The organism is Dactylosporangium sp. NPDC000521 (genome assembly GCF_042898305.1).
GTDB lineage: Bacteria > Actinomycetota > Actinomycetes > Mycobacteriales > Micromonosporaceae > Dactylosporangium.
In genome coordinates this window covers 406,270-427,182 of the sequence record NZ_JBIAYW010000008.1, presented here as the reverse complement: position 1 = coordinate 427,182, position 20,913 = coordinate 406,270, and the positions used below count along the sequence as shown (strand labels likewise).

General features: G+C 70.4%; 18 protein-coding genes. 4 read left to right on the top strand and 14 right to left on the bottom strand.

The features are described from left to right. Positions 1-106 precede the first annotated feature (106 nt). From ACFY3L_RS27460 to ACFY3L_RS27450, 3 genes are all read right to left on the bottom strand, one after another. Positions 107-400 (bottom strand): hypothetical protein, encoded by a 294-nt coding sequence (locus ACFY3L_RS27460; RefSeq protein ID WP_389329830.1) that lies wholly within the window; start codon positions 398-400, stop codon positions 107-109. 21 nt (positions 401-421) lie between these two features. Then, the gene (locus tag ACFY3L_RS27455) at positions 422-1,315 is read right to left on the bottom strand and encodes a hypothetical protein (protein WP_389329827.1); all 894 of its coding nucleotides are present in this window, start codon (positions 1,313-1,315) and stop codon (positions 422-424) included. An 82-nt stretch (positions 1,316-1,397) separates the two neighbouring features. Continuing rightward, entirely contained in the window at positions 1,398-1,763 is a 366-nt protein-coding gene (locus ACFY3L_RS27450) for a hypothetical protein (RefSeq protein WP_389329824.1), read from the bottom strand. A gap of 441 nt (positions 1,764-2,204) precedes the next feature. On the opposite strand from ACFY3L_RS27450, the gene ACFY3L_RS27445 reads away from it, so the two are divergent. Next, entirely contained in the window at positions 2,205-2,651 is a 447-nt protein-coding gene (locus ACFY3L_RS27445; RefSeq protein WP_389329821.1) for an NUDIX hydrolase, read from the top strand. Between the two features lie 102 nt (positions 2,652-2,753). Here the strand turns inward: ACFY3L_RS27445 and ACFY3L_RS27440 are convergent, their stop codons facing one another. Beyond that, entirely contained in the window at positions 2,754-3,788 is a 1,035-nt protein-coding gene (locus tag ACFY3L_RS27440; RefSeq protein ID WP_389329819.1) for a hypothetical protein, read from the bottom strand. Positions 3,789-4,137: 349 nt separating this feature from the next. On the opposite strand from ACFY3L_RS27440, the gene ACFY3L_RS27435 reads away from it, so the two are divergent. The 3 genes from ACFY3L_RS27435 (at position 4,138) to ACFY3L_RS27425 (ending at position 5,710) form a co-directional block, all read left to right on the top strand. Next, positions 4,138-4,290: a hypothetical protein gene (locus ACFY3L_RS27435; protein ID WP_389329816.1), complete on the top strand. Its 153-nt coding sequence runs from the start codon at positions 4,138-4,140 to the stop codon at positions 4,288-4,290. A 79-nt stretch (positions 4,291-4,369) separates the two neighbouring features. Then, positions 4,370-4,810 carry a GntR family transcriptional regulator gene (locus ACFY3L_RS27430; RefSeq protein WP_389329812.1) on the top strand — a complete coding sequence of 147 codons (441 nt, stop codon included), beginning with the start codon at positions 4,370-4,372 and terminating at the stop codon, positions 4,808-4,810. 45 nt (positions 4,811-4,855) lie between these two features. Beyond that, a complete protein-coding gene (locus ACFY3L_RS27425; RefSeq protein WP_389329809.1) occupies positions 4,856-5,710 on the top strand; it encodes a hypothetical protein in 855 nt (284 codons plus the stop codon). Positions 5,711-5,966: 256 nt separating this feature from the next. On the opposite strand, the gene ACFY3L_RS27420 is transcribed toward ACFY3L_RS27425, so the two are convergent. The 10 genes from ACFY3L_RS27420 to ACFY3L_RS27375 form a co-directional block, all read right to left on the bottom strand. Then, positions 5,967-7,073, bottom strand: coding sequence for a Wadjet anti-phage system protein JetD domain-containing protein (locus ACFY3L_RS27420; protein WP_389329807.1), 1,107 nt, complete (start codon positions 7,071-7,073; stop codon positions 5,967-5,969). Beyond that, entirely contained in the window at positions 7,070-11,248 is a 4,179-nt protein-coding gene (locus ACFY3L_RS27415; RefSeq protein WP_389329804.1) for a hypothetical protein, read from the bottom strand. The genes ACFY3L_RS27420 and ACFY3L_RS27415 overlap by 4 nt, the downstream gene beginning before the upstream one ends. Positions 11,249-11,496: 248 nt before the next feature. After that, entirely contained in the window at positions 11,497-12,219 is a 723-nt protein-coding gene (locus tag ACFY3L_RS27410; RefSeq protein ID WP_389329801.1) for a hypothetical protein, read from the bottom strand. Beyond that, positions 12,216-13,760, bottom strand: coding sequence for a hypothetical protein (locus ACFY3L_RS27405; protein ID WP_389329798.1), 1,545 nt, complete (start codon positions 13,758-13,760; stop codon positions 12,216-12,218). Before ACFY3L_RS27405 ends, ACFY3L_RS27410 begins: the two co-directional genes overlap by 4 nt. A gap of 284 nt (positions 13,761-14,044) precedes the next feature. Then, complete coding sequence (locus ACFY3L_RS27400; RefSeq protein ID WP_389329795.1) at positions 14,045-14,458, bottom strand: Lsr2 family protein; 414 nt, start codon at positions 14,456-14,458, stop codon at positions 14,045-14,047. 185 nt (positions 14,459-14,643) lie between these two features. Continuing rightward, positions 14,644-15,411 (bottom strand): hypothetical protein, encoded by a 768-nt coding sequence (locus tag ACFY3L_RS27395; protein WP_389329792.1) that lies wholly within the window; start codon positions 15,409-15,411, stop codon positions 14,644-14,646. A 313-nt stretch (positions 15,412-15,724) separates the two neighbouring features. After that, positions 15,725-17,065: a hypothetical protein gene (locus ACFY3L_RS27390; RefSeq protein ID WP_389329789.1), complete on the bottom strand. Its 1,341-nt coding sequence runs from the start codon at positions 17,063-17,065 to the stop codon at positions 15,725-15,727. Positions 17,066-17,728: 663 nt separating this feature from the next. Next, positions 17,729-19,072: a hypothetical protein gene (locus ACFY3L_RS27385; protein WP_389329786.1), complete on the bottom strand. Its 1,344-nt coding sequence runs from the start codon at positions 19,070-19,072 to the stop codon at positions 17,729-17,731. Between the two features lie 94 nt (positions 19,073-19,166). After that, entirely contained in the window at positions 19,167-19,961 is a 795-nt protein-coding gene (locus tag ACFY3L_RS27380; protein ID WP_389329783.1) for a hypothetical protein, read from the bottom strand. A gap of 236 nt (positions 19,962-20,197) precedes the next feature. Further along, a complete protein-coding gene (locus ACFY3L_RS27375) occupies positions 20,198-20,908 on the bottom strand; it encodes a GPP34 family phosphoprotein (RefSeq protein ID WP_389329780.1) in 711 nt (236 codons plus the stop codon). Positions 20,909-20,913 lie beyond the last annotated feature (5 nt).

Sequence of the window (20,913 nt, the reverse complement as noted above, 5' to 3'; positions counted from 1 at the left end):
CCGCCCAGGTTCGTCGGACTCCAGCCCGACAGCCGGTGTGCTCGATTTGTGTGTGGTCTGGTCGGCCGGACGCGGCCACAGGTCGGTCTCGACGCCGGTTGCCCGCTCAGATACCGGCGGCGAGCCGGGCGAGGGACGCTTGTCCATCCTTGCGCAGTTGCTGCTGAGGGTCGGGGTCGAGGGCCTCGTGGTGGGCGGTGAACGCGTCGACGGCTGAGGTGAGGAGGTCGGCGTAGGCGGTGCTGGTCATGACCTGGTGCAGGGTGTAGGTACCGGCGCGTATGCCGGTTGCGGCTTCCCGGAGGGCCGGGTCGTTGCCGCTGGCAAGATGGCGCAGCACGGCGTCGAGGAGACGGTTGAGGCCGGGAATGCGGGCGTCAAGGTCAGCGGTCTGGGTCACGGCGTTCCTTTCGGCTTGGGGTCAGGTGGTCTGGTAGGCGCCGTGGGCGCCGGATGGGGTGGTCACGGCGGGGTGGTGGTACGCAGCGCCGGAGAGTTCGAGGTCGGGGATGCCGTGCAGACGGGTGATCGCGGCTTCGATGGCTTCGCCGGCGGTGTGGACGGCGGTTGCGGCCTGGTGGTGGAGGTCGGCGAGGTCGGTGATCGGTGCGGCGAGGTGGTCGGTGCGGACGGCGAGGGTGGTGAAGTAGTCGTCGGCGGCTGCGGCGGCGTTGCCGTGCCAGCTGGTCATCAGGGTTCGGTCGCCGGCGGCGACGTTGACCGCGATGTCGCCGCACAGGGCGGCGAGCTGGTGCAGGACGGCGCCGCAGGCGGCGATGTGTTCCCAGTCGCCGAGCAGCGGCCGGACGAGTCGTTCGACGGGGTCGAACCCGAACACGGCTTTGAGGGCGTGCAGGGCAGCGCCGGACAGCGACAGCGTGTCGAGGTACCCGATCGGGATCCCGGCCGGGCCGGTGGGGTCTTCGGCTTCCGGGGCGTGGAGCCGGTGCTGCGGCTCGCGGAGGTCCCGCATCGACCAGCCCGGCAGGCACATCTGGTCCAGGGCTCGGCCGAGGTCGCCGGGTGGGCATGCGCCGGGCGGCAGCTGGGCGTCGAACCGGTCGGCGACCGCCCGGTCGGTGCTCGTGTAGTAGCGGGCCGCGGCGTGCAGCCCGTCGCCAGCGGCGTCGGCGACGGCGTGGAACCGGGCGAGGACTCGGTGCACGTCGTCGACTGCCTGCTCATGGAACGGGCCGAACCAGCCGATCCAGTCCCCGCCGGAGGCGTCGCGGACCGCGAACCGTTGCAGATGCGTATGCCCGGCCGCTGCGTCGTCGCCCGCCCGCCGCAGCAGTTCCCCGTATCGTTGCAGCATTTCTGGTTGCACCGTCATCGTCATGTAACGCACCCCCCGTGATGTCGTTCGCGGATGCTCTCCGTCGATGGTTCGTTGATGGTCAGGATGTGGCGGCGAGCCAGACCAGACCGGCCGTCTCCAGCGCCACTCCGGCGGTGAGCATCCACCACCGGACGGCCGCCGCCCGCGGCCACCAGCTCAGGCCGCCGCACACTCCGCCGGCTACAAGCAGCGCTCCGGCCACGACCCGCGTGGGCTCAGCGTGGTCGGTGATCCCGACGCCGACGGTCAGCAGTCCGATCGCCCCGCCGAGCACGACCAGCCCGGCTAGGGTTACCCGGACCCTGTCGAGCAGCGCCACGACCAGCAGGCGCTGCCGTCGCCGCAGATCGTCGAGCTCGTCCGGCGACGGCGACGCCGCCCGGCGGTACCAGCCGACCACCCGGCAGCCTGGACCGCGTCCCACCGATCCCATCGATTGCCTCCGATCGCCTGTCGTGCTCGCGGTCCAGGATGCGGTGCCGTTAGCGAGCGACGCCAGCATCAATCGCAGCCTGTGGATAACTCGCCGCCCTGGTCCGAGACGCATTCGATGTTGCCCAGCTGACGCCCGTCGAGGACCGTCTCGCCTCGGGTGTCGGTGATTCGGTGGTACCGCGCGTCACCGCGGCCTCGGCCCGCCACGACGTTCGTGAGGGGGCTGTACAGGTGTCGTCAGCTGGCACTTCCGGGCGGTCGCCGTGCACGCCGATATGACGCTGGCGATGAGGTTGCGCTGGCGCGGTGGCTCAGGTTTGCCGGCATGCCCACCGTGGCCCCGGGTGTGTACTTCCCGCACCGACGGGGCTGGCAGGACATGTGGGTTGCTGGGATCCGCAAAACGCCGGGGCAACGTTGAGGAGTGCTCGTGTTCGTCGAGAGTGATGGCCGGCCCGTTGATCGGCGTCCTCGGATCGCTGCAGCGGTGATTGTGCGCGATGGTCGGGTGCTGCTCGTGCGTCGCAGTGTGCCGGAGGTTGGGCTGGTGTGGCAGTTTCCGGCGGGCAAGGTCGAGGTCGGGGAATCTGACGCCGTAGCGGCGGTGCGGGAAGCCCGGGAGGAGACGGGCTTGCTGGTCACTGCGGTCGGGAGGCTTGGCGCGCGGCTGCATCCGGCGACGGGACGGTGGATCGCGTACGTCGCTTGCCACGTCATCGGCGGCGACGCGTCTGCGGCGGCGCCGGACGAGGTGGTCGAGGCTGCGTGGTGCGACCGTGTTGACCTGGCCCGGCTGGTGCCGTCGCGGCTGCATGACCCTGTCGGCGTGTACCTCGATCGCGAGCTGCACCGTCCTGGCGGACCACCACCGGCTTGAGTATGGGACGCGGCTCCGCTGCCGTGACATGTCGTACTCAGGACACGGAGTCGAAGTCCTCCGTCGTGACTTGCGCAGAGCATTCGCTCGTCGGGCGGGGTGTCACGGCTGCGGCGGCTGGTCCGGTGGCGTCAGGAACGGTTGCAGCTGCTCGGAGGTTGGGGCGGGAGCTGTGGGCAGGGCGAGTTCGCCGGTGAGCGGGTCGAGGCTGGCGACGTGCTGTTCGGCCCAGGCGAGCCATTGCTGGGCGGTGGTGACGTCGTGGCCGGCGTCTGCGCGGCGGGTGATCTCGGTGCGTGCCGCGGCGACGAACGCCGCAGCGTGCGGGGCGAGTTGCCAGCGCTGGACGTGTTCGGCGAAGTGCCGGGCGCGTTGCGCCTCGATGTATGCGGCTTCGGCGTTCGCGTGGGCGGCGCGGCGGCGGTCTTCGGCGTCGCGGATCGGCTGGTGGATCGCTTCGTGGCGCTGGTGGGCGGTGGCGGCTCGGCGTTCGACCTCGGCGAGGACGGCGGGCAGTTTGGCCTCGAGCTGGTCGCGTTTGCCGTCGGCCCAGCGCCCGACGTGCCCGTCGCCGCTGCTGTAGCCGACGATCGCCAGGTGCAGCAGTCCGGTCCCGTCGCGGGTCGGGTACGGGGTGCCGGGCGGGTTGGTGCGGTTGAACGCGCCGCGGGCGGGGAGGCCGTCTTCGCGGATGCGTAGCGCGTAGGGGCGCCCGTCGATGCTGATGGTGAGGTGTCCGTCGCCGGTGCCGCTCCAGGTGGCGTACCGGCCGGGCGGGTCGGGCGGCACCTCGACGGTGTGGCCGCGGTGTTCGGCCGCGAGAGTGAGGGCGTGCAGCAGCCGGCATGCTCTCGGTAGGTGGGCCGGGGAGATCTCGTGGCGGTTGGTGCGGTCGCGGAATGCCACCACGGCGGGGTGGTAGGTCGTGACCTTGGCGGGGACGGACACCTGCGGCGGGGCGGTCGAGGCGTTGCTCTCGTCCGGTTCGAGGCGGACCTCCATGTCGGGCCACGACAGGTTACGGGTGGTGAGGCGGGTGCCGGGTGGGACCTTCCGGTACCGGTTCGCGGCCTGGACGAGGGTCTCGTAGTCGATGCTGGAGGGGTGGCCGTTCACCCAGGTCGGTCGCTGGACCACCAGGACACCGCCGGCTGCCGCAACGTCGTCCACCAGCCGTTGCGCCGGACCCGGCTTGCGTGTGACAGGCCGCACGTTGGCCGGTGCCGGAGCACGCGACGGGCTCGGTTCTGGCGGCGTCGGTTTGCGGGTTGGACGTTGTCCGGCTGTGGTGGCGGGGCGACCGGGTGGGGCTGGCGTGTCCTGCTGCGGGCGGGTCGGTCGGCGTGGCCGGTCGGGCAGCGGTGGGTACGCGTCGTTTGCCAGGTAGTACGTCCCATCCGCGGTCGGTGTCGCGGTCCACCGGCCACTCGGCCTGGCGATTGTGACGAGTCGCCGGTTCTGCAGCGCGACGGCGGTGGCTTTGTAGGTGGTGCCGGTCATCACGCCGTCGGGGCAGCCGGCCCCGATCCAGGCCAGCACCGACCGCTGCGGTGCGTTGAGCGGCTTCCTGTTGTCGGGCACGGTGTCACTCAACCGCCAGCGTCGCATCTACGCCAGTGCTGACCTCGCCGCCGGATGACCACTGCCTCGAATACCATCCTGGAGATCTGTCACGGCAGCTCATAGCCACATGCGGCCCTATGGCTTACAGTGTTTGCATGGTGACAGACGTTGATGCGGACAGTCCGGTGTATGTGCGGGTCGCCGCAGTACTGCGGCAGGAGATTCTGGACGGCGTGTACCCGGCCGGTGCGTCGCTGCCGCCGGAGGACGGCATCGGCCGGATGCACGGGGTCGGCCGGATGTCCGTGCGGCGGGCGATCGACGTGCTGCGCCACGAAGGGTTGATCACCACCGAGCGGGGGCGGCCGGCTCAGGTCCGTGCGCAGCCCGCACGTGCGTTCGTCGCGTTGGGCGGCGGCGACGTGGTCGTGGCCCGGATGCCGAGTCGGGAGCAGGCGCAGCGGCTGCGGATACCGGTCGGTGTGCCATTGCTGGAAGTCCACCGCACCGACGGACCGGTTGAAACCTATCCCGCCGACCAGTTCGCGGCTCTGACCGGGAATTCTCGGCGGATGCAGCGTCACGCAACTGGCTAACTAGCCGTCGACGAATTTGTCATACCCTACGATTACGGTGCGGCCATGCAGAGTTTTACCGACCTGTCGGCTGTCGTCAGTACCTTCGCGGCCCAGCACGCTTTGATCGTTGTGCCTGCTGTGCCCGCCCGCGACGTCGGCCCGGATGTGATCATTGAACCTGATGTGCTTGACCTGCCTGGGTTTCTTGAGCTGGCCGGCAAGCTGTGCAACGGTGTTCTGTACCTCAGTGCTCGGCCGTTTGAACCCGACATCGCTGACCGGCGCGAGGATTTCCCCGAGCGGCTGCTCGAATTTCGTGGTCAGGTCGGAGAGATTGTCGTCGCGTTCGCCGCGAACGGGTTGGTCCATCTCTGGGAGCGACGAACGGAATGGATCGACGAGTGGGACGACTATTTCGATGGCATCGCGAGGAGGAAGGCGTCGCGAATCTGGTCCAGCAACGACGAGGACGGCGACGCTGAGGCAGAGCTTCGGAGCGGCGACGAGTGGGAGGTGCAAGCCGCGGTGCTGGCCGAGAAGCTGGTCTCGTTGCCGGAGTTCAGGTCTGCCAAGCTCGCGGATCGGCGGCGAGTAGGTGAGCGGCTCCTGCCGGCAGATACCGACGATTCGGTGGGTTGGCGGGCGGTTCGACGTGCGACCGAACGCCTGGACGACCTCGCACACGAACGCTACGGGGAGCTGGAAGCCCGCTTGGACGAGCTCGCAGCCTCGCTGCTGGAGGACACCGGATATCAGCGGGCGGTATCTGCGGCAGCGCGGAAGCAGGCTGCAGAGCAGTTCCTGATCCCTCGCGCCGATGGTCTGCACCCGCCGGCCCGGGTTCGCGATGAGCTGCACGCACGGGCACAGCACCTCAAGAAGGTGAATCGGGCTGGCGCTGGGAGCAGCCTTTTCTGAGGCTTGACGCATCCGTATGGCAGGCCCGAGCCCACGGTATTGCCTTGCTATGTGGCAAGCGACCTCAGCCGGTCAAGGCGACCAGAGCCGACCGTCAGTATGCCTCGGGCCGCCGCCGCGACGCACCGACCGCGCCCGATGAGAGCCGCGTTCCGCCGGTGTCTACAGCGATCGCGCCTGGATGGTTCCGGCCGGCTCGGGATGTGGACCCTGGGGCCGGCGAGCGGGTAGCCATCGACGAGTAGGTTCTGGCTGTTTAGGGCCGTGGTGCTGGTCCTGAGGGGCTTTCCGGTGCTGAGGCTGCAGCAGATCGCACGAGGCTGAAGGTCCGTGGGTCGATGCTAGCTAGTTGTTTTGTGCCGGTTGCTTCCTGGGGAATGCGTAGGCCTGCGGCAATGATCGCGCCGATGGGCTGGCGGAGGTCGGGTGGGAACCAGTCGAGAATCCCGTCGTCGGCAGCGACGTGCCGCACGCGGGTTTTCGGTTTTTGTGGTGTGCCGCACTGCAACAGCAGTCGGTACAGATTCGAGGCCGGTGTCAGTGGTCCGAGGCCGAGTGCTTGGGCGTGGTTGGTGCCGTCTGCGGCGATTTCGATGCCGCGGAGGTCGAGGTCACCGTAGTAGTGCAGGGGGCGTTGCCAGTCGGTGGGGAGGGAGGCGAGGACCTGGGGTAGTTGGTTGCCGCCGGTCCAGATGACGACGCCGATGGTGTCGTCGGGGTGCAGCCAGCGGGCGAGGCTGTGGGCGGTGGTGTGGTTCTCGACCATGAGCGCGTCGGTGCCCGCGCCGACCTGCCATTGGATGATGGGCAGGGGTATGCGTTCGCAGTGCAGGTCTGTCGGTGTGAGCCGGTTTGGCGTGAACAGCCTTCCTCTGCTGAGGGTGTCGAGTGCTTTTTCGTCGTGCAGGAGTTCCCAGGAGCGTTCCCGCATCGGGACGATGTCGTTCGGTTGGTGTCCGGCGAGGTAGCGGTTCGCTGCGTGGAGCAGGGTGAGTTCGGCCGTGGTGGGGCGTTCGTCGGCGACGAACGCGGCGGCCCAGGCGAGCCGGGCGTGCCATGCGGTGGTGACCGTTGCTGGTGCGGGTGTCGGGGACTGTCGTTCGGTGCGGCGTTGGACCCAGTTTGGCAGCGGCGGTTGGATGGTGTGGTCCCAGGCGGCGCGGTTGGCGGGTCTGCGGATGATGCCGTTGGTGGTGAGTTCGTCGAGCGCGGCGGCGAGTTTGCGGCGGGCGTCGGCGTCGCCGGCGAGGGACAGGTCCGCGGTGTGGGCTGCGGCACGCAGGACGCTGAGGGGTATCCGGCCGGTGCGGTGGGCGGCTACGGCGGCGGCCAGGTGGCTGGCGAGGGCGCTGAGGTGCGTCACAGCAGTCTTTCTTGCTGGGGGTAGGTGAGCCTCGTGGTGGTGATGGCGGCGAGGGTGTCGTCGCTGACGGTGCGGTCGTTGACCTGGGCGTAGGTGCGGTCGTGGTTGTGGGTGTTCTTCATGCGGATGATGTTGGGGAAGCGGCCGATGGCGCGCATGTCGGCCAGTCCGGACAGGAAGATGAGCTGGATGCCGTTGGCGGCGGCGACTCGTCGTTGCAGGTCGAGGAACGCGACGTAGTTGACGGTGCCGAGGGGGTTGTCCATGGGTAGGACGCCCAGTCCGGGGTGATCGGTGCCGCGGCTGGCGGCGCGGAGGCGGGCGAGCATGCAGAACAGCAGCAGGCTGATCGTGACCTTTTCGCCGCCGGACCACTTGCCCATGCGTTCGACGGGTTCGCGTTCGTCGGCGAGGTTGGTGGAGGGTTTGAGCACGCGGGCGATGAAGTTGCCTGGGCCACCGACGGCGGCGGAGACGGCTTGCCAGGTCAGGGTCTTGCCGTCGAGCTGAGTTTTGGCTTCTTTCTGCACGAGGCCGTCGACGAGGGCGCTAATGCGGCTGCGGATGACGGCCGGTGTGGTGTCAGCGCCGCGTTTCGGGCCGACCTCAAGGAACCGCCGGTTGTTCAGGTGTTCGCCGATGCCTGGCGGTAGCTGTGCTTGGCTCTGGGCGCGTTGCAGCATCTTCAGGGCGTCGCGGGCTTCGCCGCACAGCGCGGTGACGACGATGCTTTTGTCGTACTCGACTTCGTCAAGTTGCCCTTGAAGGTTTGCCCGGTAGAGGGAGATGTCGTCGATGAGTTGGTCGGCTTCTTCGGCGAGTCCGCTGGTGTGTTCGCCGCCCATGAATCGGTCTTTGACTTCGGCGGCCACCTTTTCGAAGCGGGACTGCCCGGCCCAGCGGCTGATGGCGAACCCGCGTTCGGTGACGGTGCTGCGGGCACCTGTGACGCCGCGGTCGGCCTTGCCGAGTTCCTTGCGCGCGGTGTCGGCCTCGGCCATGGCGTCGGTGATCGTCCCGGCGTACGCGGTGGGAGGTTCGGCGCCGTCGATCGGCTGCTCGTCGTCGCTGGAGAGACTGCCGGCCAGCTGGTCGAACTGGTTGGCGTCGGTGGTGAGTCGCTCGATCTTCGCTTCGAGGGCCTCGACGGCGCCGGCTGCGGCCTGTTGCTGGGTGCGGTGATGGTGGTGCTGTGCGTCGGCGTCCGCCTGCAGGCGTTGGGCGTGGTCGAGGTCGGTGGGTTCGGTGACCAGCAGCATCAGCTCGGTGTGGGCCGGCCGGTTGAGCACCGCCGCTTGCAGGGTGGTCTGGGCGTTCTCGGCGTCCTTGCGTTTGACGGCGGCGTCGCCGACGGCCTCGGACTCTTCGCGTTCGGCGGTGGCGAGGCGGTCGGCGGTCGTGGTCGGGTCGGCTGCGGCGGGGGTTGCCGCGAGCTCACCGGCGAGGGTCTGCACGGCTTCGGGGGCGGCGCTGACGACGGCTGCCAGGGTCGTGGCTTCTTGAGCCAGGGTCTGGATGGTGGCGGCCAGTACGTCGAGCGACGCCTGATGTTGGTGCGCCTCGTGGGCGGTGCCGAACAGGCTGCGGGCCTGTGCGAGGGAGAGGGTGCCGGCCTCGGCGGCCACCTCGCCGGCGGCGTCGGCGAGGCCGGCCGCTTCACGTTGCAGACCTGCGACGGTTCGTCGATCTTGGTCGGCTGCGGCCTTGGCCTGCTGTGCGGTCCGGCCGTGCTGCTGTTCCTGCGCCGTGGCGGTCGTCCGCGCGGTGTCGTGCCGTCCGCGTTCTGCCGGGATTTCGGCAAGGCGGGCACGGTTTCTGGTGACGGCGGGCAGTTGTTCGGTCAGCCTGCTGAGGATCTGGACGCGGGTGTTGATGACCCTTTCCTCGCTGAGGGCCTGCGTTCGCCGGTGGCTGAGGATCTCGGCGCGGGTGTCGAAGCCGGTCCGCAGGGTGCTGAGGTCGGCGAGGCGTTGCTGGCATGTGGCCTGCGCCTCGGTGATGCGTTCGTGTTCGGCGGCGAGGTGTTCGCGGTGGCCTGGAGGGCAGGTGGTGGCCAGGATCTTGAGTTCGTGGACCAGCTGCTGATCGCTGTCACGGGCACGTTGCAGGTGCTGCATGCGGTCGGCGCGGGTCGCGGTGGCGGCCTCCCGGCGTTCGATCTCGGCCGTGCTTGCGTCGCGGTCGAACAACGCGTTCGCCGGTGGTACGACGAAGCCGTCGACCGATGCGTTGCCGGTGTCGACGGTGGTGTCGATGGCGTCTTGCAGGGCGTGGGTGGTGGAGACGTGGACGGTGGTGCCGGGCGTGAGCGCGGCGGCGTCCAGGTGTTGCCGGGCGAGGTCCAGGTGGGTGGCGTCATGCACCAGCAGGCCGGCGACCAGGGACGGTGCGGTGTCGATGGCGTGTTTCCAGGAGCTGGGGGACACCGAGTCGGCGAGGTAGTGCCAGCCGGTGGTTGCGGGAATTCTGTGCTCGCGCAGGACGTCGGCGGCGCGGGCGAGGTCGAGTGATGCCGGGAGCAGTCCGGGCTGTTGGGCCAGCGATTGCAGGGCACGGCGGTCGTCGGCGTCCTCGACGGCGAGGTCGAGGTGTTCGCCGTCGACGGCGATGATCGCCTCGGCGAGCGCCTGTTGCAGGGTGCGGTTCGCGGCGATCGGGTCGACGACGTCGGCTTGGCCCAGCAGCGTGAGCCGGGGATGGCTGCCGAGCCGGGCGATCTCTTCGAGCAGGGGTACGCGTTCACTGTCGAGCGTGTGCAGGGCGATCCCGAGTTCGGTGAGCTGCCGGTTCAGGGCGTCGAACTCGGCGTCGACGGGCCGGCGTTCCTCAGCCAGCGTGGCGATCGCCTCTGGGAGTTCGACGTCGATCTGGCGTACCACCTCGGTGTGGCTGGCAGTGGCTGCCGCGTGCGTGTCGGTGAGGTCGGCGTCGGCTGGCAGGTGTCCGTCGTTGACGGCCCGCGCGACAGCTTTCTCGAACGTGTCGATGTGGCTTTCGAGCTGGTTGGTTTCAGCGGTGAGCGCCCCGAGTGCGCGGTCGGCGGCGCCGATCGTGTCGCGGGCCTTCTGCTGCTCGCGTGCGGCGAGGCCGGCCGCTTCGTCGTTGGCGGTGATCGCCGGTCCGAGTTCGCGTTGGGATCGGTGCAGCACCGAGATCAGTTGGGCGGCGGCCTGCTGGTAGGCGCGTCGGGCCGGCTCGGCGTCGGCTGCGTCTCGGGCTTGCTGCTCGCGGAGACCGGTGAGGCGGGTGGACAACTGCGTGTGCCGGACGACTGTGGGCACCAGCTGCCACGCCAGCCTGAGCTCATGGAGCTTGGTGACGGTTTCGGCGGCCTGCGCGCTGCTGGCGAGGGCGGCGGTGTGCCGCAGGTCGGCTGTCCACCACTCGTACTCGCGGTGCAGACGCGCATAGGCGTCGGCGCTGTCAGCGGACTGCTTCCTGCGGTCGCGTTGTTCGCCAGCCTGTACGCCGTACCAGGCGATCTTGGTGCGGGTCTGGGTGGCGGCCTCGGTAAGAGACGCGGCCAGGCGTCGGGATCGGCGCCGTTGCCCGGCGCGTGCGCGCTCGGCGTCGCGGAGGCGCTGGTGGTCGTCCTTGAGGAGCTTGAGGTGTTCGACGGCTTCCTGCGTGAAGTCGAGTTCGGTACGTAGCCGTGGGTGTCGGGCGATGCTGACGCGGTGTTTACCCAGCAGCGTGACCAGCTTGCCGGACGCTGTGGAGTCGCCGACCAGGGTGAGCAGGTACCGCACGAAGTCGTCAGTGGTGGAGAACTTGAACTGTTTCTCGATGCCGCCTTCACTGGCGTTGATCTTCAGGATGGCGGTGAACAGGCCGGGGTCCAGGCCCCGGTCCTGCAGCGCGCTCGTCCATTTTCCTTGATCTTTGTAGTCGACCACCACGGAGTCCGCTCCGGGTGGCAGGGCCGTGATCGCGTCGGTGAACACTTTCAACGTCGTCGGGTGCTGTTCGGCGTCGTGGAACGGCAGGAGGTCGATCTCGGCGGCCGGGCGTGAGGGGGTGAAGGCGTACCAGCGTTGTTGCAGCTGTTCCCAGGAGGCGTTCGGGTCGGCGGGCTGGATCCGGTCGGTCCATTCGTAGACGGCGCCGGTGACCATGCGCCGGCCGTCCGGGTCCTGCCACTCGATGGCGATGTGCGCGGTGTCCGCGCCCAGCACGCAGTCCTCGAGGTGGCGGCCGGTCTCGGCGGTGGCGAGGTAGTCGTTGCGGGCGGGCCGGATCGACGCGCAGATCAGCGCGATGAGGGTGGACTTGCCGCCGCCGTTGCGCATCCACAGGATGGTGTCCAGCGGGTTGCCGGTCCGGCTGCCGAACTCCAGCCACACGTCGCGGAACCGGGCGGCGGGGGCACCGATACGGTCGAGGTAGATCCGGTGGATCTTCCACAGCCGGGCGGGGGCGGCCATCAGCTGGTCTCCGTTTCGCGTCGGGCGTCGCGCATCGCTTCGAGGGCCTCGCCGCCGGCGACGTCGGCGACGAGCAGCCGGAACCGGTCGGTGAGCTGGTAGGTGGTGGCGCCCATGGTCGGGGCGGGGCGGGCGGCACCACGTTCGACGAGCCAGCCCAGCACCTCCCCGATCGCCCACTGGGTGCATCCCTTCGCGGGTCCGGGCTGATTGGGTTTCGGCAGGAACGCGGTCATCCGGTCGTAGACGTCGGCGGCGCGGCGCGCCTGCGCGTCGTTGCCGTCATCACCGGTCGTGGCCAACACCCGCCGGATCGCGGAGCGGATGAAGGTGTCCAACGCCACGACCTCGACGATCTTGACGTCGGTACTGTCCAGGTCCCGTGGATGGGGGAAGGCGTACGCGGCGATCGCCAAGGTGACCAGGCCGGCCACCAGCTTCTCGTCCGCGTTCATGCTGGTACTGCGCAGGTCCGAGGTACGGATGGCGAAGACGCTGCCGGGCTGCGTGGTCACCACGATGCCGGTCCGCGTCGACGTCCCCAGCACCACGAGACCGAACCCGCTGGCGAGGACGTCGACCGCATCGCGAAACACGGCCTCGGTGCGGTAGCGGTGCAGCAGCAGGCCATAGGGATTGCCGTCGGTCGGGCGGGCGCCGGGACGCAGCCCGAAACTGACGAGCTCGGCGGCGTGCCGGACGTCTTCCAGGGAGATGCTCATGAGGCCGCCTCGGTCGAAGAGATCATCAGCTGGTCGCCCCACACCGTGGGCCGGTCGATGGTGTCGCCGGTGCGCTGTGCAGCCAGCGAGGCGATCAGCGCGTCGATCCCGGTGGTGGGTGAGTCCCCCGGCTCGGGCAGGTCGGGGGCGTAGGCCCACAGCGCCGCGAGCGTCACCAGTTCGACGACGTCGTCGACCGCGCCGCCGACCTGCTCCGGGTCGACCGTGCAGGCCGCGTCGACGAGCTCGGTGAGCGGCACGGGCCGCTGCTCGGCCTGACGCAGGATCCGGGCGGCCGCGGTGATGACCTCCGGCGGATACGCCTGCGCGTCGGCCTCGTCGGCGTCGCCGGGATCCTCCGGCACGTACTCGATCGGGGCGACCTGCCTGGTCGGGGCGAGCAGCAGGTCCAGCAGATCGCCCAGGTGCAGCACCCGCGGGAGCCGGAACCCCAGCACCCGGTCGGTGAACGCCTCACCCACCGCCTGGGCTTCGGCAGCGGTCATCGTCAGGACCGGCTCGAACAGCTCCCGTTCGACGTTGAGCAGCCGCAACTGCCGCAGGACGGGCCGGGCGAAGATCTGGCGCAACTGCGCCTGCTCGAGGACCTCCCGGGCGCCGGCGACCCGCTGCGCGAGATCGAGGTGCACGTCGCGGATCCGGTGCAACGTCTCGACCAGGTCGCCGGACGCACGGCGGACCGCAGCGTCGGACTCCGCGTCGATACCGGACATGACATGACCGACCACCTCGCCGTCCGCCTCGATCCGAGCCTCCACGTGCTTGCGGGCCCGAGTCAGCCGGGCCGGGACATCCACCTGCCAGTCGGCTGAACGCACGTCACGGCGGGTCGACTCGATGATGTCGGCCAACGTGGCCGCCATCGCCACCGACGCACGCTCCGCCGTCTCCGCGGTCCGGCCCGCAGCCTCGAAGCGGCGGTCATCCAGCTGGCGGCGCAGAACCACCGACAGGGCCTCTTCAGCATCGTCGACATCGAGGTTCAGGCCGCTGAGATAGAGCATCACCGCCTGCGGCGACGCCTGCACGACCGCGCCGGACGGGCTGTCCTGCAACGACAGCAGCTTGAACGCGTACCACTCGCGCCGCCGCGGCGTCGCACGCACGTTGTGGAAGACGTACACGAACTTGCTCTGATTCTCCGCATCATTGAGCAGGCCACGGACCACCCACCGCGCAGCCTCAACCGCCGCCGCAGGATCATCCCCGTCGTTCATCAGCCGCGCGAGCTCGGCAACGTTCTCCACCAGCTGCGCCAGGGTGATCTGCCGCGCGAAACCCATGGAGGCGACCGCCACGTCGATCGCGGCAAGCGCCAACTCCCGCAGATCGAACACGTCGTCGTCGACACCGGCATGACCGGCATTGCGAACCAGGCGAGCCACCGGATCGGTCAGCACCAGCGCCCGCCACCTCGCCCGCACCGACGCGTCCGCAGCCGGCGAGCGAATCTCGATCATCGACGGCTCGGAAGAGGCGTCCTCGACCGTGAACAGATCAGGCGGTTGCCCCGCACCCATCAACGCCTCCCCACGACGCCCCGCTCAATGAGCTAGATCGACGATCAGCATTGCTTCGACAGCAGATAGTGACACATGGGTATGACAAAAACGACCAGTCGTACATTTGTACTACTGGATGTTCGGGTTTGCCGGGTACCGCAATGCGGAGCCTCGGCGTCGTCTTCACCGCTCCGGACTCGGCGGTCGCCGCCGCCCGCCTGTGCCCGCTCGTGCCTCCCGACCGGCGACGCCGCGTGGGGTCGAATGCCGCATCCCGCGGTTGGGTGCGGTCGGGGTGATGGTCACTGCGGGGAGCGGGAGGCGGCCGCTGCCCGGTGGTAGGCCGCGATGAGTGCCGCATTGAGCCGGCCGAGATCGCGGACGTCGTGGCCGGCGGCGCGGCCCCATGCGCGGATGGCGGTGTTCTCCGCCCGGCGTTGCGCCGCGTCCGATCGGCGCTGCGGTCTGCTGCCGCGGTCGCCAGCACGGCGGCTCGCGCGGCTCTGGCTGCCACGGGTCCGGCTGCTCCGTACAGGTTCGGGTGGCTGGACGATGTGCGCAGCCCGGATGTACGGAGCGAGTGTGGTTCGGAGCTCCGCGGTGTGCGCTGCGGACAGGTCGATGGTGTAGGTGCTGCCGTCCAGTTCGAACAGGACGGTTTCGTCTGCGGGGCCGCCGTCAAGGTCGTCGTGGAGGATGTGGATGGTGCGCTTCACCGTGGGTGCCTGCCGTTCGCGGTTGCGTCGGTTTGGGTGGTCGTTCGTGCCGTGCCCGCCGTCGCGGTGACGACGCCGCGACGCCGCGACGGCGGGACGGCGGGACGGGGCGCGGTTGTATCCGCGGTGCCGTTCGCCGGGGTGCCAAGGCGTCTTGGCCGATGGTGGCCTTGTGGTCGGCGGGCCTACGGCGCCGGGGTGGGTGCGGTGTCGCGGTGCTCGTTGGTGAGAAACAGGATGTAGTTCTCGGTGCGTGGGTACCGGCCGCAGTGTCTGCCGGGGTTGCGCAGCAGGCGCAGTTCGTAGGCGAGGACGACGCCGGTGTATGCGTCGATGATGAGGGTGTCTCGGACGGCGTGGTTGTCGCTGTCGACGGTGATCGCGATTCCCGGGCGGCCGGCGCAGTCGGTGACCGGGCCGCTGTCCTTGCCGCCCATGGTGGTGAAGACGTCGAGGGCGGCGGCCCGGACCGAGCAGGTGAGGTGGGTGGTGGTGGCGGTGTCGGCGATGGCGCGTAGCCCGGAGAAGGCGCCGTTCTCCCACGGTTGGACCGTGTTGATCTGGGACGCGAGGACGGCGGAGTCGGTGCCGAGCGGCGCTGGGATGCCGTCGCGGAACTGTCCAGGACCGCGTTCCTCGGTCTGGGTCTGTGCGCCCGATGCGCCTGGGCTGGGGGTTTGGGTGCCGGCCGGGTAGCGGGTGACGGTTTCGTACCCGGAGCGGTCGGCGGCGATCACGCGGAGATGCTCTTCGACCACTTCGGTGACGGTGGCCGCCTTGTTGCCGCCGCCGGTCGTGTTGCCGGTGGTGTCGGCGGCCCACTGCCGGAACGTGATGATCGTGTACCGGCCGGTGCTGTGGTCGGCCGGTGCTGCGGTGAGGTTACCGGCGAGGCTGCGCAGTGTCGCTGGGGCTGGCGTGGCCGGCGACTCAATCGTCGGGCCACCGGCCATGGCTGAGGCCGGCGTGGTCGGTGCGGCCGGGCAAGCGCTTGGGTCTCGCCCGGGTACCTGACTGCCCGCCGGCGACGTGGGCGTGCCCGGCCCTGCTGCGCGCCGGTCGACGTCGGTGGCCCGTGACGAGGCCGCAGCGATCGTGGAGCCGATCAGGACGACGAGGGTCGCGCCGGCGGCGGCACCGATTTTCCATCTGCTCCAACGCGATGGGGAAACTGGCACTGACGTGGGTCCTCTCGATGTGCGTTGGTTTCGGTGTGCTGCGTCGCGCGGCGGGCCGGGGTGAGGCCAAGACGAGGTCGAGGTGGGTTCAACCCGGGTTCGGGGTGCTGCCGCGCTGTGGTCTCTGCGTGCTGGCTGGTGTGCTGGTCGGTCTGCTGGTGCAGACGTCGGGGGCGCGGGCGATGCTGGTCGGGCTGTACACCACGGCGACGCCGATGCAGTACCGGCGCGCACGCGGGTCAAGGCCGGTGAGCCGGAAGCGGGTGGCGGCTGCTTGGACGGTCGCGGCGACGGTGGCCGGTGCGGTGTCTTTGGCGAGGTACAGGACGGTCGGGCGTGTCCCGCCGCTGGGATCGGTCCAGGCGACATCGATCGTCGTGCCGGTGTCCCTCACGATGCGCACGTCCTGGGCGGGCAGGACGACCGGCGAACGAGGCTGCCAGGGTGTTCGCGTTGGGCCCGGAACAGTGGTCGGGTGCCGGCCGGCAACTGGTTCCCGGCCTGGCAACAGCGCACCGATGGCGACTGCTGTGACGGCGGTTGCCAGCGCGGCGCCGCAGGCGACGGCGGTGACGAGCGCCCAGTACGGCAGGACCCGGCCCCCACGCACGTGCGGGCCGCGTCGCACGAGCGGAGGCTGCTGGGGTGCCGGGCTCGCTGGGCTGGTCGGTGTCGTGAAGCTCGGCGTGTGCGGCCTGCTGTCCGGCGGTCGTTGCTGGGTCCTTGTGACGGCGGCGACGGCCGGTGGCGGCTGGTCGACGAGGTCGAGCTGGTCGAGGAGGTGGTGGAGCTGGGTGACGAGCGGGTGGTGCGGGCCGAGGGCGGTGATCGCGGCGGGTGCGAGCCGTGTACCGAGGTCCCGGGCCGTGCTGGCGCTGCCGATGTGGGTCCGCAGCCGTGTCAGTTCGACGCCGATCCGGATCACGTCGGCGTGGCCGGTGCCGTACTCGTCGACCAGCTGGGTGTAGGCGTGGGTGAGGGCTGGTTCGGCGGTCGCTGGCCGGCCGCGGGCGGCGGTGAGGGCGGCATCGCCGGCAATCGCGAGCAGGAACGGCCACCGGCCCGTACCGCGCAGCTGCTGCCGGAGGATCGCCTGATAGCAGGCAGCTGCCTCGTCGAGCCGGGACTGGGCTGTGAGCAGCCGTGCCTGGGTGAGGGCGAGCATCGCGGCCTGGAACGGGCCGAGATCAGACCGTGCGGTCAGGTCGGCGACGACCGTGGTGGCGGCATCGGTCTGCCCGAGGGCGAGCATCGTGTCGGCGAGCATCCGAGCGGCATCGATAGCGTCGGTGTGCCCGACCTCGACGCCGTGTTCGACCCGCGAACGGACCTCTACGAGGACCTCGTACGCGCCGGCGAAGTCGTAGCCAGCCAGGAGCGCACCGGCCCGGTCGACGAGCTCGGTCGAAGCCTCGGTCGAAGTCTCCATCGAAGACTCTGCTTGGTTCTCCGCGTGGCCCGTGGTCGTGGTTTCCGCTGCTGCGTGCCTGCCGCCGCGCGTCACCTGGGCCATCCGCATCGGTACGTCCCTAGGTGGGTCGGCGGTCGTTGGGACGGCATCCGCGGCCGCGTCGCGGCGGCAGCCCGCGTACGGGCGGCGGTGTACGGGACGCTGTCGTTCGTCGCCGTGATCCGGTCCCAGCCGACAGCGCGGTTGGTGTTGGCGGTGCGAGCTCTGTCGGGCCGTGCGCCGGGAACGGCGCGGACCGGCGTGGCAGCGGCCTCAGCGAGCCGCTTGGCAAGCCGGTGGGCTGGTCGTGTCCACGATGGGTGGGGTATCAGGCCGGTGGACGGGTGGCGGCTGTGCGGTCGGTGGTCACGGCGGCCGGGACCGCCGCCCGAGGCGTCCGGGAACGGCGTCGACGTGCTCGTTGCGGGGCTGGGTTGCCGGGCAGGGGACTCTGTCGATTTGTGCCGGATGGTCAGCAGCATGGTGGGGAGCAGCGCGACGGTCAGGGCGCCCGCGACGGCGACCATCACCGCGGTCGCGGTCTGCGACGGTGTGCTGTTCCACCATGAGACCCTGCGGTCTGGCCCGTCGGTGTCGCCGTTCACGGCTGGGTCGTTCATGGCTGTGTGGCGGTGGACGGGGTCATCGCGGCGCTGCCGTGGTCGCGGCGGCGTCGGTGCGGGTGTCGGTGACGGTGATGTACGCGGCGGATGTGGCCGTGGTCCGGCTGGTGCAGTGCCGGGCGACGGCGGCCGCAGTCAGCGCCGTGGTCTGGGTCCAGATGTGGATGCGGGCGCGGCGTTGGCCGTCCTCGTCGGGGACGACGTGGATGGCGTGTGCGGTGATGTCGGGGTGCGCGTCGAGGGTCACGCGGAGCGCGGCGACGGTCACCCTGTCGCCGTTCGGGTCGAGGTAGTGCTTGGCGGGTTCGAGCCGGCGGAGGGTGAGGTTGCCGTCCTCGTCGAGGGTGCCGACGTCGCCGGCGGTGCGCCACGCTCCGGCGGGGGTGCAGGGCTGGTCGGCGCGGTGGCAGGTGACGCCGCAGCTGGTGGACGCTTCGATGAGCCCGGCGACGCCGGGTGGTGTCGGCCGTCCGTACGGGTCGACGGTCCGCAGGTGGACGCCGGGCAGCGGGGTCAGCAGGTTGGGTGGTCTGCCGGGTCGGCTGAGGGCCCCGTCGTAGGTCGGGGCGTGGTACCACGCGGTGACGGCGGCGCCGGCATGGCTAGTGAGCGCGGCGAGGTAGCCGGTGTTCACCGCCGGTACCGCGGCGGGCACCACGATACGGCGCAGCGACCGGGTGGCGACCGGGAGCCACCCGTCGATCGCCTCGTGGTGCCGGATCAGGGCGATGACCTGCCCTGCGGCGAGGACCGCCCAGTCGGCGCCGGTCTCCACAGCGGTCGCGAGCCAGTCGTCGGGTTCGAACTCGTCGCGCAGGACGACGGTGCCGCCGGCGAGGAGCTGCCGGACTGCGGTTTCGAAGATCGCCGCGGCGTGCAGCGGCGCGGTGATGAGCGCGGTGCCGCTGGCGGTGAGCCCGATCGCGTCGCCGAGCCGGGGCGCGGTCGGTGGTTCGCCGCCGACGAGGTAGATGTGCCGGCCGCTGGGCTCGGTGTGCAGATGGGCGCGCCACGGCCGGCACGTGTGCGTGGTGCTGCCTGCCAGCTGCATGGCGTCGTGCAGCGTCTTCGGCCGCATGGTCACCGGCACCGGCAGCGGGACGCCGCCGGTCAGCCACACCCCGAGCGCGGCGGCCAGCGTCGCGACCGTCGGACGGGCAGGTATCGACGCGATTAAGTGCTCGGCGCGGCGGTGGGCGGCGTCCTGGTACGCCAGCTGCCACAGGCCGGCGAAGGTGGTGGTGCCGCGCGGGTCGATGACGGCGACGCGATCGGGTTGGGTGGTGGCGAGGTCGTGGTAGCGGGCGATGATGTCCCGGGCGGTGGCCGAGGCCGGTGCGGCGGCGTCGGTGGCGCTGGTCATGGTCTGGCTCCAGGTCGATGGTGTGTGGTCAAGGTGACGCGTTTCCTCAGAGGACGCCGCGTTAGGGCAGACCGCCGCCATGGATGGCGAGGTGTCACGGCAGCAGGTCCGACCAGCCGGCCAACAGCTCCGCTACCTGGACCGCGTCGGGTTGCCCGCCGCTGGCGCCGGCAGCGGTGCACACGAACCTGTGCTGTGCCGCAGCCATGAGCAGGGTGCCGACGAAGGCGGTCGCGTGCCGATGGGCCGGGTCGCCGGGTTTCGGCCACAACCGCCTCGCCTGCTCGACGCGCCGCAGCGCGTCCGGGATGCTCCTGCAGCCGGTGAGCATGCCGGCGAGCTGCAGGATCAGGGTCAGGCCGGCCGGATCGTGTTCGCCGAACCGCTCGGTCCAGGCGTTCCAGCCCGCGACCGCCTCCCGAACGGCGGCGGCACAGCGACCCGCACTGTGCAGCTGGCTGGCGAGGTCGACCCGTCCGGTGAGGTGCGCAGCGATAGCACCGTGGTCGAGGTGCAGCTGGATCAGGTCACGGCGCAGCGTGCTCGCCTCACGGTCCAGACCGCGGCTGTACAACACCCAGATCAGGACCTCGGTGGCCTCCACGGTCCGCAGGTGATACACGCCGTGCAACGTCCGGGCAGCGCGGTAGGCGTACATCGCCCAGACCGTCGCGTCCAGGAACGCGTCGGCGGCCGGCGCTGCCACCCGGGCATAACCCAGCGCGGCCTCGATGACGCCAGCGCCCGGCAGCTGGGTCGCCGGGTCACGGCCGGTCAGCGCGGCGTAGCCGTGTAGCAGGACAGCGGCATCATCGTCATCGACATCGGTCGGTGCGTCGGCGCACGCCAGGACGGCACGCGCCGCCCTGGCGGCTGTTGCTGTACCCACGACTTCCACTCCTTGCCGTCGGTGTCACGAGTGCTGGTCACGAGTGCTGGTGCGGGGTGGCCCGGCTCCCTGGGAGGCGCGAACGCCGGACCACCCCGCGGGACGGCGGCGGCTTCGGCGGTGGGCCGTCCGCCGTCCGTCCTGCGCCCGGCCGCCGCCGATCCGGCACAGCCGAGCGCTCGTCCCCGGGGCCGCGAGTCACCCCCGTGTCGATGCGGCGTCCGGTGTGAGCGCGCCTACCCGTAGACCGCGACCGCTGCCTCGGCGATCAGGTCGTCGGTCGCGGCGATCAACTGCTGGATCTCGGGCACGCCGCGCCCGGCCCAGCCGACCAACGCTTTGAGCAGGCGACGAACGTCCAGGCCGGACCCGTCGAGGTACAACTCGGACGTCAGGTCCAGCGCGAGAACCAGGCCGGCGAGCGCTGCCGTCTGCGGATCCGGTTCCGTGTGTCCAGCCAGGACGCTGCACAACCGGCCCCGCACCCGGGCGATCACCCCCGTGTCCGTCGGCGGGTACCGGCGCCGGCCACCGCTCAGCCGGCGTCGCTTGACCTCCTGCACCAGGTCCCCGGCGTACATCCCGGCCGCGGTGCGGTCGTAGGCGTGCACAGCGATGGCCCGCACCGCATCCCGGACCGAGTACGACCGCTGCGGCTGCTCAAGCACGGACGTACCGCGGCGCCCGCCGAGCGTCCGGACGACCCAGTCAGCGACCGGGTCACCGGACACGTCGGCGTTGACGACGACGACCTGCGACCCGACCAGCCGGATCCGCTCAACCGGCCGCAGCAGGTCGTCGATCAGGACCGCACCAGCGAGCGCCACGGCGTGCGCGTTCGGGTGGGTGAGCGGCTCGCCGGTCTCGGAGTGGGTGAGGAAGAACAACTCGACCCGCAGCGGCTGCCGCAGATTCGGCGGCGGCGCCTCACCAATCGGATACGTCACCGCAG

Excerpts from the sequence above, each read along its gene's own strand:
- ACFY3L_RS27405 (WP_389329798.1), bottom strand. The coding sequence starts at position 13,760 with ATGGGTGCGGGGCAACCGCCTGATCTGTTCACGGTCGAGGACGCCTCT.
- ACFY3L_RS27385 (WP_389329786.1), bottom strand. The coding sequence starts at position 19,072 with ATGACCAGCGCCACCGACGCCGCCGCACCGGCCTCGGCCACCGCCCGG.
- ACFY3L_RS27410 (WP_389329801.1), bottom strand. The coding sequence starts at position 12,219 with ATGAGCATCTCCCTGGAAGACGTCCGGCACGCCGCCGAGCTCGTCAGT.
- ACFY3L_RS27430 (WP_389329812.1), top strand. The coding sequence starts at position 4,370 with ATGGTGACAGACGTTGATGCGGACAGTCCGGTGTATGTGCGGGTCGCC.
- ACFY3L_RS27425 (WP_389329809.1), top strand. The coding sequence starts at position 4,856 with ATGCAGAGTTTTACCGACCTGTCGGCTGTCGTCAGTACCTTCGCGGCC.
- ACFY3L_RS27390 (WP_389329789.1), bottom strand. The coding sequence starts at position 17,065 with ATGGAGACTTCGACCGAGGCTTCGACCGAGCTCGTCGACCGGGCCGGT.
- ACFY3L_RS27395 (WP_389329792.1), bottom strand. The coding sequence starts at position 15,411 with ATGGCCGGTGGCCCGACGATTGAGTCGCCGGCCACGCCAGCCCCAGCG.
- ACFY3L_RS27455 (WP_389329827.1), bottom strand. The coding sequence starts at position 1,315 with ATGCTGCAACGATACGGGGAACTGCTGCGGCGGGCGGGCGACGACGCA.